The 16,200-nt window shown below is 57.9% G+C and carries 20 protein-coding genes and 2 pseudogenes; 11 read left to right on the forward strand and 11 right to left on the reverse strand.

What is annotated here, in order from left to right; genetic code table 11:
• Window positions 1-809 precede the first annotated feature (809 nt).
• The 6 genes from ACWGS8_RS21185 (at window position 810) to ACWGS8_RS21210 (ending at window position 5,552) form a co-directional block, all read left to right on the forward strand.
• On the forward strand, window positions 810-1,493 hold the full coding sequence (locus ACWGS8_RS21185; RefSeq protein ID WP_454583029.1) for a phosphatase PAP2 family protein: 684 nt from the start codon (window positions 810-812) through the stop codon (window positions 1,491-1,493).
• Between the two features lie 13 nt (window positions 1,494-1,506).
• Entirely contained in the window at window positions 1,507-2,409 is a 903-nt protein-coding gene (locus tag ACWGS8_RS21190) for a diacylglycerol/lipid kinase family protein (protein WP_454582743.1), read from the forward strand.
• A gap of 28 nt (window positions 2,410-2,437) precedes the next feature.
• A complete protein-coding gene (locus ACWGS8_RS21195; protein ID WP_454582744.1) occupies window positions 2,438-3,247 on the forward strand; it encodes a metallophosphoesterase family protein in 810 nt (269 codons plus the stop codon).
• Between the two features lie 1,013 nt (window positions 3,248-4,260).
• Entirely contained in the window at window positions 4,261-4,560 is a 300-nt protein-coding gene (locus ACWGS8_RS21200; RefSeq protein ID WP_454582745.1) for a DUF1236 domain-containing protein, read from the forward strand.
• 246 nt (window positions 4,561-4,806) lie between these two features.
• The gene (locus tag ACWGS8_RS21205; protein WP_454582746.1) at window positions 4,807-5,106 is read left to right on the forward strand and encodes a hypothetical protein; all 300 of its coding nucleotides are present in this window, start codon (window positions 4,807-4,809) and stop codon (window positions 5,104-5,106) included.
• Window positions 5,107-5,408: 302 nt separating this feature from the next.
• The gene (locus ACWGS8_RS21210; protein WP_454583050.1) at window positions 5,409-5,552 is read left to right on the forward strand and encodes a hypothetical protein; all 144 of its coding nucleotides are present in this window, start codon (window positions 5,409-5,411) and stop codon (window positions 5,550-5,552) included.
• Window positions 5,553-5,581: 29 nt separating this feature from the next.
• On the opposite strand, the gene ACWGS8_RS21215 is transcribed toward ACWGS8_RS21210, so the two are convergent.
• The 4 genes and pseudogenes from ACWGS8_RS21215 to ACWGS8_RS21230 form a co-directional block, all read right to left on the reverse strand.
• Window positions 5,582-5,899 (reverse strand): YMGG-like glycine zipper-containing protein, encoded by a 318-nt coding sequence (locus ACWGS8_RS21215; protein WP_454582747.1) that lies wholly within the window; start codon window positions 5,897-5,899, stop codon window positions 5,582-5,584.
• 168 nt (window positions 5,900-6,067) lie between these two features.
• Window positions 6,068-6,421 carry a hypothetical protein gene (locus ACWGS8_RS21220; protein WP_454582748.1) on the reverse strand — a complete coding sequence of 118 codons (354 nt, stop codon included), beginning with the start codon at window positions 6,419-6,421 and terminating at the stop codon, window positions 6,068-6,070.
• Between the two features lie 605 nt (window positions 6,422-7,026).
• Window positions 7,027-7,747, reverse strand: a pseudogene (locus ACWGS8_RS21225) (SOS response-associated peptidase).
• 105 nt (window positions 7,748-7,852) lie between these two features.
• A complete protein-coding gene (locus ACWGS8_RS21230) occupies window positions 7,853-8,029 on the reverse strand; it encodes a hypothetical protein (protein ID WP_454582749.1) in 177 nt (58 codons plus the stop codon).
• A 164-nt stretch (window positions 8,030-8,193) separates the two neighbouring features.
• Here ACWGS8_RS21230 and ACWGS8_RS21235 point away from each other — a divergent pair, with 164 nt between their 5' ends.
• Window positions 8,194-8,598: a response regulator transcription factor gene (locus ACWGS8_RS21235; RefSeq protein WP_454582750.1), complete on the forward strand. Its 405-nt coding sequence runs from the start codon at window positions 8,194-8,196 to the stop codon at window positions 8,596-8,598.
• A gap of 20 nt (window positions 8,599-8,618) precedes the next feature.
• On the opposite strand, the gene ACWGS8_RS21240 is transcribed toward ACWGS8_RS21235, so the two are convergent.
• From ACWGS8_RS21240 to ACWGS8_RS21260, 5 genes are all read right to left on the reverse strand, one after another.
• A complete protein-coding gene (locus ACWGS8_RS21240) occupies window positions 8,619-8,840 on the reverse strand; it encodes a DUF768 domain-containing protein (protein WP_454582751.1) in 222 nt (73 codons plus the stop codon).
• Between the two features lie 72 nt (window positions 8,841-8,912).
• Window positions 8,913-9,131 (reverse strand): hypothetical protein, encoded by a 219-nt coding sequence (locus ACWGS8_RS21245; protein ID WP_454582752.1) that lies wholly within the window; start codon window positions 9,129-9,131, stop codon window positions 8,913-8,915.
• 650 nt (window positions 9,132-9,781) lie between these two features.
• Complete coding sequence (locus tag ACWGS8_RS21250) at window positions 9,782-9,982, reverse strand: hypothetical protein (protein ID WP_454582753.1); 201 nt, start codon at window positions 9,980-9,982, stop codon at window positions 9,782-9,784.
• Entirely contained in the window at window positions 9,979-10,836 is an 858-nt protein-coding gene (locus tag ACWGS8_RS21255; RefSeq protein WP_454582754.1) for an ATP-dependent DNA ligase, read from the reverse strand. Before ACWGS8_RS21255 ends, ACWGS8_RS21250 begins: the two co-directional genes overlap by 4 nt.
• A gap of 612 nt (window positions 10,837-11,448) precedes the next feature.
• Entirely contained in the window at window positions 11,449-11,667 is a 219-nt protein-coding gene (locus tag ACWGS8_RS21260) for an ArsR/SmtB family transcription factor (protein ID WP_454582755.1), read from the reverse strand.
• A 162-nt stretch (window positions 11,668-11,829) separates the two neighbouring features.
• On the opposite strand from ACWGS8_RS21260, the gene ACWGS8_RS21265 reads away from it, so the two are divergent.
• On the forward strand, window positions 11,830-12,117 hold the full coding sequence (locus ACWGS8_RS21265) for a hypothetical protein (RefSeq protein ID WP_454582756.1): 288 nt from the start codon (window positions 11,830-11,832) through the stop codon (window positions 12,115-12,117).
• 280 nt (window positions 12,118-12,397) lie between these two features.
• Here ACWGS8_RS21265 and ACWGS8_RS21270 read toward each other — a convergent pair whose 3' ends face one another.
• Complete coding sequence (locus ACWGS8_RS21270) at window positions 12,398-12,661, reverse strand: hypothetical protein (RefSeq protein WP_454582757.1); 264 nt, start codon at window positions 12,659-12,661, stop codon at window positions 12,398-12,400.
• Between the two features lie 14 nt (window positions 12,662-12,675).
• Between ACWGS8_RS21270 and ACWGS8_RS21275 the strand changes: the two genes are divergently transcribed.
• Window positions 12,676-12,963, forward strand: a complete 288-nt coding sequence (locus ACWGS8_RS21275) for a hypothetical protein (RefSeq protein WP_454582758.1) — start codon at window positions 12,676-12,678, stop codon at window positions 12,961-12,963.
• Between the two features lie 89 nt (window positions 12,964-13,052).
• Entirely contained in the window at window positions 13,053-13,730 is a 678-nt protein-coding gene (locus tag ACWGS8_RS21280) for an outer membrane protein (RefSeq protein WP_454582759.1), read from the forward strand.
• Window positions 13,731-14,220: 490 nt separating this feature from the next.
• Here the strand turns inward: ACWGS8_RS21280 and ACWGS8_RS21285 are convergent.
• Window positions 14,221-15,230: pseudogene (locus tag ACWGS8_RS21285) on the reverse strand (zinc-binding alcohol dehydrogenase family protein); the annotation flags it as partial.
• A 204-nt stretch (window positions 15,231-15,434) separates the two neighbouring features.
• Between ACWGS8_RS21285 and ACWGS8_RS21290 the strand changes: the two are divergent.
• A complete protein-coding gene (locus ACWGS8_RS21290; protein ID WP_454582760.1) occupies window positions 15,435-15,722 on the forward strand; it encodes an FCD domain-containing protein in 288 nt (95 codons plus the stop codon).
• Window positions 15,723-16,200: the final 478 nt, after the last annotated feature.

A 16,200-nucleotide genomic window follows, 5' to 3' on the forward strand; every position in this document is an offset into this window, starting at 1 on the left:
AGGTCTACGACATAGACAACAACAAGGTTGTGCGCGTGGGTGGAGTGCCCTTGACCAACTTGTCGGATGAAGACGCGCTCGACGCGCTGGACCTGATAAGGGATGGCTTCCTGACCCCGGGCCAGTCCAAAAGGGCAAAGGCCTAAGCAAGGTGCCAGTTCAGGGCGACTGGTCGGGCGGCGGAAGTTGCAATCCCAAATGCAGACGCTGGTTCACAGCGAAAGCGACGGCATCGGACTCACGTTCGAAGGCTCTAGAATAGGTGTTGCCGTCCGTTGTTACGATCGTAACAACCCACTCGCCTAAGGATTGGCTGATTTCTACAGTCGGGGTCGACGGTCTGGTATCGGCCATGCCCCTGCTTCAAAAACTGACGGTTTCGGAATGTCTCACGAAATTCGTCCCCCATATAAGCGCCCCTGAATATTATAATACCCCAGCAATTGCGATGCCAGCTTAAGCTGACCCAAACTTCCAACAAAATCTCACGACTGGGAAGGCGCATTGGACGCTTTATCTATGGCTAGGGCAAGGCTGGGGTGCGAAGAATGCGCGGCAACGAGGGACTGCTGCGCTGAGACGGTCGCAACCGAGGCCGGGTAGATCGGTCTTGATTGATCCGTTCACGCTCGAGCCGAAGGGGGCCATTTAACGTCGTCCGCTTGATCGTTCTTGGCGCTTTGACGACTCGGGAACTTCGTCCTCACGAGTCCGTTGTGACCTCGGAAATGAGGTGGCGCTTGAGTGAATTAACCCCAAATAAAGAGCACTCTATCGCAGTGGTTCGCGACCAGAGTCCGCAATCCCGAATCAGCGAGCCTTACCAGCACGACGACGCAAAGTGGCTTGTTGGTGCGGGGCCGGTTGCAGCAGGTCTTTTTCTTGTGTTTGGCTCGCTTGCCGAAGAAGTCCTCGAAGGCGACACAACCACTTTTGATCTGGCCGTCCTGGCAGCCCTTCGCAGTACAGCCAATCCGGCTGACCCCATCGGTCCGCCGTGGCTCCACGAAGCAGCCCGGGATGTGACATCTATCGGCAGCGTGGTGTTTCTTGGGTTCGTGCTGTTGGCAGGGGTCGGCTATCTCCTTCTGATCCACAGGCGGGCTCTCGCCGTCTTGATGGCTGTGTCGGTGGTCGGCGGAGAAGTTCTCAGCACGGCCCTCAAGAAGAACTTTGACCGGCCCCGGCCTGACATACCCCACGTAACGCAGGTGTTCACGGCGAGCTTCCCGAGCGGACACGCAATGCTTTCGGCGATCACCTTCCTCACCATCGGCGCCCTGCTTGCTCGCGCAAACGAGGATCGGCGCCTCAAACGCTATTTCATGGCGCTCGCTGTCGTCCTGACGGTAGCCGTTGGCGTAAGTCGCGTCTATCTCGCGGTCCATTATCCCACCGATGTGCTGGCAGGATGGTGCATTGGATTCGGCTGGGCAATCCTGTGTTGGACGGTCGCTTTGTGGCTTGAGCAGAACAATCGAAGCCGTGGATAAAAACGCGAGATTCTTGGCGCTCATCAACCAAAGAGCTGGCGCGGCAGCGCGTAGCGGCGACATAGTGAAGCTTGTCCGTGATGGGTTCGCGAAACGTGGCATCGAAACCGATGTGAAATTAGTGGACGGGCCCCAGCTTGGCGAAATCGCCCGTGGCTTTGTCGCTGACAATTCGAGATCCGGCTATCGATCGACATTGGTCGTGGGGGGTGGCGACGGAACTCTTGGCACCGCAGCCTCCGCCCTCGCCGGGACCGACGTGGTGCTCGGCGTTCTTCCGCTAGGCACCCTAAACCACTTTGCAAAGGATCTGGGCCTGCCGATCCAGCTTGAGGCGGCGATGGATACGATTGCGGCGAACAATCCTCTCCCAGTCGATGTCGGCGAGGTCAACGGGCGTGTTTTTCTCAACAACTCGTCGATTGGCGTCTATCCCTTCTTTGTCGCGAAACGCACGGCCGAGCAACGGCGCACTGGGTTGGGCAAGCTCGCAGCTATGGGTCCGGCTCTCGCAAGCACGTTAAGGTTCTCATCCTGGCAAGCGGTCCACATTGCCGCGCAAGGCGATCGTAAGAGACTGCGGACGCCCTGCGTGTTTGTGGGTAACAATTTCTACGACATCGCCGATCTTGGCCGCCGCAAAAGCCTGTCCTCACAAGAGTTGTGCGTTTATGTCGTTAAACAACAGTCATGGTTTGGCTTGATGTTGATACCATTGAAGATCGCATTCGGTCTGATTGACCCCGCTCGCGACGTAGAATCGTTTTGTACAAAAACGCTGGAGATCACGTCGCATCGAACCACCATGCTGGTTTCGCTGGATGGCGAAGCTATCGGTATGAATATGCCCCTGAAATTTCGAATACGCCCAGGAGCACTGAAGGTTTTTTCACCTGCCAAAGCGGGTTCGATTTAGTGACCATCGCTGACCTTAGGGCAATTTGATGAGAACACTTGTCCATCTTTCGGATCTGCATTTCGGAAAAACAGATAGCCGGCTCGTGAAAGCCATCGCCGCAGAGGTTCGCGCTATCGGTCCTGATTTGCTGGTCGTTTCCGGGGATTTGACGCAACGCGCCCGCAAACATGAATTCTTGCAGGCGCGAGCGTTCCTCGACACCCTTCCAAGCCCCCGTATTGTGGTGCCTGGCAACCATGATGTCCCGCTTTGGAACGTCTTCGCCCGAGCCTTCGCGCCTTTGGCTCGATACAAGCGCTACATCGACGCGGACACTGATCCGTTCTACGCCGATGAAGAACTCGCTGTGGTCGGGATCAATACTGCGCGATCACTAACAATCAAGGACGGCAGGATCAATGTCCGTCAGCTCGAGGCGACAAAGGACAGATTTGCAAAACTGTCAGCTGAGATTACGCGAATAGTGGTCACGCATCACCCATTCGAGGGCCTGGACTTCGAAAGCGCCGACGGCATAGTCGGTCGGGCAAGTCTTGCAATGGACGCCTTCTCGCGGAGCGGCGTCGACATCATATTTTCTGGTCATCAGCATCTTCATCGCGCCGGTTCGAGCGCCCGGCGTTACCTTATTGACGGCTATGCCGCATTGCTTATTCAGGCCGGAACGGCGGTGTCATCGCGACTTCGACAAGCCACGAATTCGTTCAACATTATTTGCATCGATCGTCCAGAAATAGCCGTCGAATGTCGAGGTTGGCGGTCTCCTCAGGGCGGGTTTGAAACCTCGGCCAGATATACCTTCAGGCACGGCCCCGACGGATGGGCGCCTGGTTGATCAGCGCAGATCAATTCTATCCCAAGGGGGGCGCGCCTGCTCTAATATTGCCGACGCCTGAAGGCTAGCAAGCAGACTCTGGCCTGCTGCCGGTGCACTCATTCGGTGATAAGCTCGATTGGGCCTTTGGGTCCCCAGGGATGGGAGCGAGAGCAGACCACAGGATGAAGTGCTGGAAGCATCCCAGTGCGGCGCTAACGAGATGCGGAGGACCGTCACGCGTGCCGCCAACGCGGCAGCTATTCCGGATTTCAACGGGCTGCTCGCGCTTTCGCCTTCGAGCGTCTCGCGATTTCCCTCATCTCTTCCGGTTCGGCGTGTCCAATCCGACGACGTCTTTTCTGGTCTACTCCATGAAACGATGCGCTTGGCGCAGAAGGCGGCAGTGTCGCGATAGCCTTGTATCGGGACACACCAGTGATCACGATGGGGCCCCGATAAGGCGTAGGGATTGCATTTGTCACCCCGAAAGGTGCACCCAGCGTAGTGCCCGGTTCATACGCTCGCCAAAGTGAATAACGCGAGCAGAGCAGCGATGGCGACGCAAATCGGCACTGCCGCGAGGAGGCTTGCCTCCAGGACCCGGGTTTCCTTGTCGCGGAACATCAAAACCTCTTTCGATTGGTTTGGGTAGAGGGTTCGCTCGCCACATCCGCGGCGGAGCGAACCCTATCAGCGCAGGAAGGGACTTAGCTGCGCGGATCTGCATTATCCAACGAACACGTCCAAGAGGAGAAAATGAGGGCAGGTCGCGAAGATGGGTACAAGCAACCACCGGCTTGGCCAACACTTCCATCTTTCTCCTCCTACTTGCGGAGATGACAACAATCATCACCGGCGACCGTTCCGTGCCATGGTTTTGCCAGGACCATTGCGCTTTTGGGGTAAGACTAAGGTCTGACCGACACGCCGACTGAAGTCCCAGCCATGGAACGTTCAGACAGGCCTCAAGTTGAAACCCGGACGCCGGCCAAAACCTGGGAACGGCGTCGTTCTCACAAGGAGCCCAAACTATGAGAATGCATCTTTCTACCGCAGCGGCGGCATTTCTACTTCTCGCTGGTGTCGGCGTTGCAGCCGCCGAGGACGTCATCATTCAGCCCGAGCAGGACACGGTCATCAAGGAGTATGTGAAGAAGCAGCCGCTTGCGTCGGTGAAGGTTCCTGGCGTCGAACTCAATATCGGCACGGCGCTGCCCGACACGGTAGAACTTCGAGAAATTCCAAAGGTCAAATATCGCTACGTGGTGATCGACAACCGGACGGTTCTTGTGGATCCGGGCACCCGGAAGATAATCAAGGTCTACAACTGACCTGAGCTAAAAGCCCGTCGTCTTCATGGCGACGGGCTTAAAACACCAGGTGCGCCCGCCATAGCTTGTTGCCGGCGGTGTATTGCAAGGGGTGGTCCAGGTGCCGGACCTGGCCGGACCTAAACGACCGTGATGTGCGTCAGGCCGGCAGTGGTCGTGTCATACCGGCCAACTTGCCAAGCCCGGCATAATTGTTGCTGTGCGTAGCTGTCGCATTGGTCGAGGTGTTGAGCTGGATCCCAGGTCATGGCGCGCTACGAGGTACTTGGAACGTGCTTGAATATGGGCGAATTCGTCGAATCCCCGACACCGAGCAGGCAGTTCTCAGGCGCGGCGAACTACAACTTCAACCTCCCGGCAACAGCGGGCAGCGCCGGCGAGCTACTCACCTCAGGTGGCGGCGGCTCCAACCCGGACATCGCTTGGCCCGGATATGCTGTTGAGCGGCAATTTCCTGAATTTGGGTACGACCACGGTTATGCCCTATCGAACATCACCGTCGATTCAAAGGAAGGCTGTGGGCCGAGCATATGGTCTGGTTGGTGATGAGTGCGCGGGCGCTCGTCGGAACCACTGGTCCGGTCCATTTTAGCGCCGTACTGACGCTATCCCTCCTAGTCGATAAGGTCGAACGGAATGCCTTTTCAAGTGGTTTTCAAGCGATTAGGGCGGCGGAGCAATGGGTGGCGAATCCGGCTTGGATCCATCATCTGAGCGAACAGCTTGCGGCCCCGGGGATCGCAAGGACTCTTCGCCACTGTTGAGTGCTGCGACCGGTAACGGCAGGGCAAGCGCTTATTTCATTGCCTTTAAAGGCGGGTTAGACCGGCCTGCCCAGCAGCGAAAGCGTGGGCCGCTCACGCGTGCGCGACATACAGTTGGAGACGGCGGCGGCGGAAGGCGGCGACCGGGCTCACATCGGTGGCCCGGTAAGCGCCTACGGTCTGTGGCGGGACCTCAGGAAGGACGAGGAATACCCGCTGATGGTTTGAACCTTCGCAAAAAATGACTGAGCGGTGCCTCAATAATTGCCGTTGTAGTAGCGGTCGTCGCAGGGCGCGGTGTAGATGCGGCCGTAGCGGTCCTGGTAGCGGCACATTTCCTCGCCGCGACGCTGGGGCGTGGTGGCGGAGCCGACGACGGCGCCAAGCAGCGCGCCGCTGGCCGCGCCGATGACCGTGCTCTTGGTGTTGCCGCCGATCGCCTGGCCGACGAGAGCGCCGCCGGCGCCGCCGATCAGCGCGCCGGTGGTGGCCCGTTGCTGGCCTTCGGTCTGCGACTGGCAGCCAGCAAGTGCGGCGGTCATTAGCATTGCGGCTATGGCTTTGTGAAAGGTCATGGACGTTTCCCTTAAAAGTCTGAAATCCCTATCGATCGTCCCGTGAGGCGGCATTGCGGCGGAACGGGGGCACGCGCTTTCACGAAGTGAGTCAGGGTTTCCCGACAGTTGAAGGTCATGGTTGCCAAACGGGAAAGTCGGGCATTCGACACAAACTGGACAGGTGTTTTAAACCAAACCACCTTCCGGCTTTACCGTCGCGTGATGTGAGCAGTTTTTGCACCAGGCTCGCAGGGTGTGCCATTCGCGCAGATCGCCAAGCGAGACGTCGAGTCCGGCATGGATGCTCCCGTCGATGATCGTTTGAGGCTGAAGCTTTACTTCGCCCGGCGTGACCATTTTCTCCATAACGTGGCGGCTGTTGTAGTGGATCAGCAGCATGCCCGGCCGGCGCCGGATGGCGGCGTGCCATGCCGCCTGGCTCACCATCGCGTCCGGCGATCGACAGATGGTTTCGACATGCGTCTTCTCCTCTCGGTCCCATACTTCGATCGGGAAATTGTCTTCGGCGGTTTCCACCATCTATGGGCGCGCCTTGTGCCAGCCGCGGGAAAAGCCCGTCGAGACCGCCGCGCGCGACAGTGCCAGTTCGCGCTCGAGCTGGGCGCATCTGGCAAGGACCTTCAATAAGGCGACCACGGCGTCTCCGTCGGCCGCTTGAAGTGCCTCTTGAGCCGCTAGCTCCAATTCCGACATAGCTTCACCGGCAGGCGCATGATGGCGCTTTCCCATAGCCTTTCCCTGTTCAGATGCACCAGGAACAAGGAACATATTCCTGTCCCGTCAAGTCCGGCTTGACTCTTTCGTTCCCATTTTGTTCACTCTCAGAATGGAAGCAGGATTTCGTATGTTAGAGGTCCACACAAAGACGAAGACCGGCAGGACGAACTGGCCGCCAACCTGAAACGCGACCGCGGCGAAATCGAGAAGGCCGTCAGGCGTGTCTGGCAAACTCCTGAACAAACTGTCGCAGGACGGGGCGATTTACGCGCACGAACGGGTCGGCGCCGAGTGATCAACAGCCTGGTACACGACGAAGGCGCGGCCATAGAGCTATGATCCAGCGGCAGATCGAACAAGAAATGCGCTTGGTGCATGCCGCCGAAGCTCCGGTCGACTAACGCGGCTTAAGCGTCGAACAGGTCGCTCGGACCGCGTCCAATCTCGTCGATGATGTCGGGAGTGTTGTTGCGCGGCGACCCTACCCTACTTCCGATCGGCCACATATTCATCAGGTCGGAAGGGAACGGCTTCATCAGGTCACGCGGATCCGGCTCGGTACCGGTCCAGCGCATGTAATCCGCCTGGCGCCAGGATGACCGGCATGCGGTCGTGGATCGTTGCCATCAGCTCGTTCGGCTCACAGGTGACAACGGCGAATGTCCGGATCAGTTCGCCGGTCACCTTGTCGGCATACTCTTCCCAGATGCCGGCCATGGCGAACGGTTCGTCCGACTTCATTGCGATAGCATATGGCTGCTTCTTCTTCCCCGACGCGTCGAGCTTCTGCCATTCGAAAAAGCCGTCGACCGGGACCAGGCGGCGGCGGAAGGCATAGGCCTTGCGGAACAACCCGTTGCTGGCAATGGTTTCGCACCGGGCGTTGACGGGCGGCGGACGGCCGCCCCCGTCCCGTGCCCAACCGGGAACCAGGCACCAGCGCGCCGATACAAAGCCGGCCATGCTTGTAGACAGCTCATCGCGGATGATGATCGGATAGGTCAGGCTCGGTGCGCCGTTCCACAGCGGGAAACTGTTTCCCAGCCGCTCGACCTCGCCAGGATGAGCGAACTCAAACCGACGAACCATGTCGGGGATTGTGGTCTTAACGAAAACGCGTCCGCACATATTGGAACCGGCCAATTACGTCAGGGAAGACCAAAATGGGAACGCAATGAGAACGAGGCAACCTACTCGACACTCCGGGTAATGCTTTGGCTCATAATTGCCGAGTTATCCAGCCTTCGCGCCGCCCTTATGGACAACGGCGATTTTTGGCTGGGCGTCCTTGATGATCTTCAAGGCTTCGTCTCGGGTTATGCCGACCTTGCGGGTATAATATGCCGCTTCCGCTTCGAGCTCGCTGTCTATCTGCGATTCAAGCGCCTTTTGCTTTGCCTTCTTGCCCATGAGCGAATCATAGCACCTCAGCGACCCGGCTAAAATTCGAACGGCCCGCCTTTGTAGGGCGGCAGCAGTCGCTACGTTGGTGAGCTCGCGGCTTGCGTGGTTGAATTCGGGTGGAACCAAAATGCCCGTTGGCAGTTTGGGTGCCAACAGGGGACGCAATTTGTATGATAAATGGGCTCGTTCTTGTCGTTGAAGACGAACCGATGATTTTGCTCGACCTTGAAAGCGGGCTTGAAGAATCTGGCTTCAATGTTGTGGGTGTTAATAGCGCTGCCCAAGCGTTGTCAGCCTTTGATGCCGACCCTGGATCGTTCAACGCTTTGATCTCCGATATCCGGCTAGGTGACGGCAAATCCGGTTGGGATGTTGCCCGGCATATTCGGCAGGGCAATGCGATGATGCCGGTGATCTATATCAGCGGCGACAGCGCGCCCCAGTGGGGTGCTGAAGGTGTGCCAGAAAGCATCATGATCACCAAGCCGTTCGCTCTACCTCAGATCATTACAGCCCTGTCTATGCTGCTTAATCAGCAACATCATCCGCCACCACCGAGCGAACCTGGCGCGTGACGGATCTGTCGAGAATAGCGTCACTCCGGCATGCCGGGATCGAAATGCACGATGGCATCGAGGATCGTGCGGTAAAGGCTGTCCACTTCCTCGTCGATCTCGCCACGCTTGATGCCGAGCGCCTTGGCGTCGGCGAGGAGCTCGTGGGTGAGCTCGTCCACGGAGATCACATCGGCCCTGGCAGTCACGGAAACGTTGTTGGCGATCCACTGATCCAGGAAATTGATGCCGCGCGTGCTCATGACACGATAAGCTCGCTCTGCGTTCTAGGTTCCCGACTTGTTCACACACGGCTCGACGCGCCCAGAATGGAATTAAGCGCTCGCCGTGCGCCGCTTTGAAAGCGACTGCCACAATTCGATTTCGTCGGTGAAGCCATCCTCGAAGGCTTCCATGACCTCTCGGGCGAGCCGCTCCCTCTGCTCTCGGTCCTTAACCGCCAAGCGACGGTCTTGGCATATCTGGTCGAATACCGTCTGGAGAAGGTTAAGGTCTTCAGACGTATACAGGCTGGCGAATTTTGAGAAAGCCATGATGCTCTCCTCCCTCTATCCGGGCGAAAGCACCTGAGTTGACTTTCAAGCGTCCGCTTGCCTCGATTGGGTGCAGACGACCTGGTGACGATACACCCAGAAAAAGTCAGAAACGAGTCAATTCGATCAGACTGAAGTCCCAGGTGAAGAGACTGCTATTCAGTCGTCGTCGCGCTGTCCGATCTCCGTGTCGCACCATCTTCGTTGATAGGCGGGGTTTTGGCTATTTCGCCGAATAGTTCGACTATTGCCCACCCGAGAGCAATCACAAAAATACAAGCCGCAATGATCGTGAGCCAGCCCCAACCGTCAGGACGAGTTTTTCGAGCCATCCAAGCGCCCCGAAGGAATGACCGCGCAATCGAGTCACTCGTGCGACGACCAAACAAGAATAACCTGGAAACGTTCCGAATGCCCTAAGGCGCACGCCCCGTTCCGAAAAAACATAATCGGCAAACCAACTGTTGACGCGACGATGGGGGCGGTCGGGGCCGTTCATCGGCGCGCTCAGTCCGCCAAGCGTTGTGATTAACGATTCGTTAATCAGCGGTGTCCTACCTTGGAGTAGCGCGGCCAACCTAAAGCGGACGGACCTCGCAGGCGGCTCCGGCCTCCGTGCCCCCCCGCCCCTAAAAGTCGGAGCCGCTTACTTAGCGCAGACCCTGCATGATGGCTTCGAAAACGGAGCTTATTTCTTCTTCAATCTCTTTGCCTGGGATGCCTTGGTTTTCCGCCTCACGTTTGGCGTCCACTACCAGATCTATAACCAGCAAAACCGGGTCGATGATCTGATCATCGGCTAAATGATCCGCCATCCAATGGTAGAGAAAATCCCTGCCCCGCTTGCTCATTCCTCTCTGAAATCCTGCAATGAAGCGTGGCGCAGATCTTCCTCGCCTCGCAAGTGCTTCACGCGGCCGATGATGCCAGGTTTGACCCATTGCGTCGCCGGCCGCTTCATGCCCTTCGGCGCCGGCCCGGCGCGCTCCTGGACCCGCTTCCACAGCCGCTCGCGAATGGCGCGGCTGGAATTGATGAAGGCCGATCCGACATAGCTGCCCGTCGCCCGATCGGCCATCAGGGCAAAGGCCGGCTTGCCAGCCTCACGCTCGACGCCAAGGAGCTCGTATTCCTCGACCGTATAGCATTTGGCCTTCAGCCAGTTGGTCGACGGGCCGCTGCGGTATTTGCTGTCGCGTCGCTTCGATACCATCCCCTCGAGGCCACTCTGTTCGAGCAGGTGAAAGATCGACTTAGCCTCGCCCGGCAGGGGCTCGCTGAACTGAATCCGGCCGCCAGGCTGGATCATGCTGGCCAGGATCTCGCGCCGCTCCTCAAGCGCCATGTCGCGCAGATCGTGGCCGTTGAGATGCAGAAGGTCGAAGGCGACGAAATAGAGGTCGTGCTGGCGCCGAGTGATCGCCTTGCGCAGCTCGCCGAAGTCGGACAGTCCGGCCTTGTTGAGCACGATGATCTCGCCGTCAACGATCGCGCTTTTCGCCCCGAGGCTCTTCGCCTCCTGCACCAGGTCGCGATATTTGGCCGTCCAGTCATGGCCGTTGCGGGTGTAGATGCCTGTGCCGTCTTCGTCGATGATCAGTTGCGAGCGATAACCGTCGAAGTTCACTTCATGAATCCAGCCATCGCCCTCGGGAGACTGGTCGACAAGAGTCGGCATCAAGGGTGCGACAAACTTCAAACGCATGCACGGAACTCTGACAGACCGCCGTTAAATAAGATTGAGCTAAAATAGTTCCGAAAACGGAAACCGCTTCAATCGAAGGCCATATCGAGGAAACGAAGAAACTTGGACCAAAGTCGCACTCAGACGCGCAAAGGTCTTATGTCGGGAAACTCTGGGCGTCCCGTTAGTTGGTGAGGAAGGTCCACCCCATGCCGATGAGAGCACAATATGCCCCTTCCCCAAGAACTGCGCGATACACCGATCGAGTTTCGCTGTTCGATGTGTTCCCATCCAACAGTGAGAAAAGGCTCCTGGCTGATAACGATCAGAAATTTCAAGTGTGATGGCTGCGGAGCAAACGTCCAGATCGGCTACCCAGAGAAGGTCAAAATATTCGACAGGCATCTCAGAGCAGTCACCTTGGCAGCTGCAGCAAGAGGCAGTACGACGAACCTACCCGCGTAAATTCCGGAACTTTACCGCGCCGTCGTGTTCGGGTCGAGCATGAAGAACGATTCCGAGGGTCGCGCCGCGTTGCAGATGATCAGGGAGAGGGTGGAAGCGCACTGTCCGCCAGGTGTGCTGCAGGCGGGGAACAAGGAGGATGAGCTATTTCTCCCGGCAACCCTCTACTCACGGTCCTAAGAGTGCCAGGGATAGGTCGGGAAGCGCGTTATCACAGGCCAGCTCATCCAGCAGGCGCATGACAGCCTTGGCCTCTTCCGACTTGCAGGCATAGTAACGCCAAACGCCCTCGGCGCGGCATTCGAGCATGCCTTGATCGAGCAGGAGGGCCAAATGCCGGCACATGGCGTGATGGCTGAGATCCATTTGCAAGGCGAGGTCACCCACCACCGTTCCCGAAAGGGACGGGACGTCCGCACCTGGTGCGCGCTTGATGTCGTTCAGCTTGCCTACGTGCTCGTACGCGACGGCTTACCTTCCAGATGCGGAACCGCGCCCGCAGGTGCACGTTGTTGTGTACGGTCGTATGTCGACCAAGGGAGGTATTCAATGAACATCAAGTTGCTCGCTATGAGCGCAATCGCGCTGACAATTATGGGTGGTGCCGCGTTGGCTGGTTCCACCACGGGCACGTCTGCGCTCGATGATCCGGCTAAGATGTCGCCCTTCTTCACTGACGCTGGCATGAAAACATTGAAGTCGGGAGCAGATTTCAAGACTGCATGGACGGCAATGAAACCCGATGAAAAAAAGGCGGTGTTGAAAGACTGCGGTGATACCACGCTTAACAAGGCACACGCAGATTTCTGCGCCATGGCCAAGAAGATGGGCGGCTAACGCGGTCCCTCAGCCAAGCAAGAAGAAGGCGGACTTAAGGTCCGCCTTCTTCTACGACGGTGCCCAGCCGGTTATTCGCAAAGGGAGAATTGTCTGTATAGACGCGGGCATGGCGAACTAACGGTCCGCTGATATGCGGTAATCTACCTCAAAAGGACGTGGTGTGATTGCGTAAAGACCGCCTTGCCCGCCCTGATCATCGCTCTCGCAAGCGCGGAGCCTCCTCCATGCAACGGTCCGTCGCCCCATACCAGCAGAGGCGAGACGGCCCAAGCCCTTCTTACATAAAAATGGACATTGCCAAGGTTGCACCGGCCATGATCGCGGTGACGGCCCATCCAAGAATAAGCTGGCCAAGCGTAGCCACGAGCCGGCTCATGCTTCGCGAGGCTACCGTCATCATCGCTGCCAGAAGCGCGAGCAACCGCCGAATTCCTGACAATCCTGGCACCATGGCTTTGAGCTGCGTCCTCTCGTCTCCCTGTTGATTGCCACTGAGAAGTGACCCGGCATTGGAGGATATTTCCATCGAGAATTGACCCATGTTTGAACCACCTCATGCTCGCGCAGACCCGCGATGATCAGCTCTTCCGTAAGCGCTTTCTCTTCATCTCAGATGGAGGAAATCTTCAGTGGCAAGTCACTACGCGCAACGCCATGGCAGCGGCTGCCAAAGTGATCTTCGGGCTTGCTTTTGTCGCCGCCATGATCTCGTCGGGCTCTTCGGCTGCTCGGATTGTAAGACCGCGGTGTGCGACCGGCGCCCGGTGCTCTTCAGATACATTCCTGATGACGAAGCCAAGCAGCAGGCGGGACCGCAACAGCAAGCCGACTTTCGATCGTTAGTTCGATAATAATTCCAACTTGTTGCAAAATTAGCGCAGACTTTCAGCGAGAAACTGAGCAAAGCTGAACTTAGTGATATGGAGACGAACGTGTTGAAACTCGCTCTCATCTGTTCCGCTGCGTTTCTCGCAGCCTCTTCTTCCGTTCTGGCGGCCGACCTCGTCGAGCCAGTTGCCGCTATGCCATACTCATGGACCGGCTTTTATGTCGGTGCTCAAGTCGGAGGCGCCTGGAACGACAGCCGATGGTCGCCGGCAAGCCCTCCCGGGGCCTTCGATCCTTTCAATACGAACGGGTCCGGAGTCGTGTACGGCGGGCAGATCGGTTACAATTACCAGATCAACCAATTCGTCATTGGCATCGAGGGCGACTTCGCTGGCTCGAGTGTCAAGGGCGACGACCAATGTCCGGCCACGCCAGGGTCGGTTTGCCAAACCAAGCAGGATTATCTGGGTTCGGTGCGCGGACGCCTTGGGTACGCAATTGATCGAGTGCTTATCTATGGCGATGCCGGCGTCGCCTTCAGCAAGTACAAGTTTGCCGAGACGCAGCTTTTGCTGCAGTCTTTTGGGGGCGGATCTCGGGTCGGCTGGACTGCCGGCCTCGGAGTTGAATACGCTTTCAATGACCATTGGACCGCTGGCGCCGAATGGAACTACTACGATTTTGGCTCGAAGGATGGCGCGAGCAGCCTGGATCCGGCATTCGCAATCAGCGCTCGCGAGACCGAGAACACTGTCGTCGCCAGAATTAATTACAAATTCTGAGATCCGTCTGGGGGTGCTTAAGCCGAGTTCTTTCGCCGGGGGATTTCCTCGTCCGGCGGGCGTCCCTCTTAGGACTCACTCAGCTTCCCAGGGCAACCCGTTGAAGTCGGGCTTGTGGCTGTCGACTCGCAGTCGTCCTGCCTGATGTAACCGGCCTTGCCCGCTCCGCGATGCAGACAAACGGCCGATTCCCGAGGCATCGGTAAAGGCCCACTGCTCATTTCACGCGAAAAGAAAGCCCCACGGAGGAGCGCGCGTGTCGTGGTTAATCGTGATGACGCAACAAGATATCCGATGGCAGCAGCCTGGCGCACCCTTGCTGCGTGCGCCTGCAGAAAACGGCTCATGCCGAACTGGAAAATGGGCGTGACGAGCTCGTTGGTCAACGGTCTTCCTCGTTCTCTAAGAGCTTGGTTAGCCTACGCATTCGGCCGCGGGTCCAAATATGATCCGTCTGCTGCGGGTCCGACAATCCGCGGCCAGATTCCGCCACGTCGATGACGGCCTTGATCAGACCGGATTTCTGCTGCGCCCAGATCGCGATGTCGCCTGGACTGTCGCGCAGGGCCGTGCGGTGGGTGACGAGTTGGTCGATTGGTATTTTTCCGGTGCGGATCGAGGCGATGACGTGCTGGAAGTCGGCGTGCGCCGCATTGCGACTGCCGATCAGAATCATTTCGCGCTTGTGGAATTCGGGGTCGGAGAAACTGACCTCGTCCTTGATGACGCTGACCAATATCGTGGCGCCGCCATGGGCCACGTAGCTGAACGCGGCTTGGATCGAGGCCTTGCTGCCGGTCGCATCGAAGACCAGATCAAAACCATCACCATCGGTTCGCTCCCGCACAAGTTCGACAGGCGGGGCCGATGCATTGTCGATGACAGGAAAACCGAGTTGACGTTCGGCGAAGTCGAGCCGTTCCCTGCTCATGTCCATGATCGTCACCGCCTGGCCAGCAAGACGGGCAAACAATGCCGTGCCTAAGCCGATAGGCCCGGCGCCGATGACCAGCGTACGGTCGCCATCTACAAGCCTGGAGCGCCTCACCGCGTGGGCGCCGATCGCCAAAAATTCGATAGCTGCCGCGTCAACGAGTGACAGTCCCGTTCCCGGGTAAAGGTTACCGGCAGGCACCAACAATTGTTCACACATGCCGCCGTCGCGATGAACGCCCAACACTTCTATCGACACGCAGCAATTCGGCTTGTGATGACGGCAAGCAATGCATTTTCCGCAGGCAAAATAGGGATTTACAACGACCCCCTCACCTACCTCGAAGGCGACGCCTTCGCCGACCGCGGCCACGGTTCCGGAGAGTTCATGCCCCATGATGCGTGGATAGGCCAGGTAGGGATGCTTGCCTTCAAAAATGTGGTAGTCGGTACCACAGATGCCGACATGCCTGATATTTATCAACGCCCATCCGCTTCCGGGCGGCCGGGCGCCGGGCGATCTTCGAAGATCAGTTCGCCGGGCTTTCGGCATACGAGCGCTTTCATGCAGACCATCTTCCTGAAATTCCAAAAAGTACCCGGCAGTTGGGGTAACCGCCGGGCCAAGGTGTGGGAGCCTATTCGTGATGTTCGAGTTGCGCTCCGCGCATCTGTTTTCACGACAGCCGGACACTTCCCCAATGTGGGGCAAGCTCGCCGGGCTCAAGACTGCACATGCCGAACTGCTGGAGCAAATTGACATCCGCTTTCATGGACTTTTCCGGCCTCGACAACCGCTTTCATCGGCTCATCAACGAGGCTTCGCCGAGCCGCTTCATCGACGATTTCTACGATATCATCAGCTTCATTTTCCACTACCACTACCAGTGGAACAAGCAGGATGAAAAACAGCGCAACCAGGCAGCAATCGTTGAACATATTGCCTATATCGATGCACTCGAAAGCCGCGATTCCGAGCGCATCAAACGAGCCTGCCAGGCGCATCTCGCTTCGGCAAAAGCAACCCTGATGCGTTCGCTGATTGGACTCGAAGAATGATCGAAACCGCCGAGCCCTTGGCTTCGGGATGCCTTCAAAATCACCGAATGCAGGCGCGCATCAGTATTTAGCCAAGTTTTGACGATGAAGCCTCGCGGAACCATACGAAACGATACGGGAAGGATGTTTGACTGGCGCCCACGAAATAGGCGGCCATGCCGCCCGAGGATGTCTTTGACAGCCCAACGGGATCATCCCTCCTGATCCCCAGGGCGCGCCGCATCGAACGGTGATTTCAAGAAATTCGGCGTCGCGCAGACCGCTGATGCGTTTCGCCAGCGGGCGGAGTGTGGCGATTTCGGCAAGATCTCTATCTGGCCGGATTGGTACCTTATCCGACTGTCGTCCCAACGAGTTGTTCGCGAACCGATCCCCGCATCCACCGCTGCGCTGCACGGAGATGCCTACCATGTCGTCAGCTGCCATGCCGTCCCGGGATAACCGATGCCGATGACACGACGGGGTCAGTAACGGCCAG

It is taken from the genome of Mesorhizobium sp. 43Arga, from assembly GCF_053714255.1.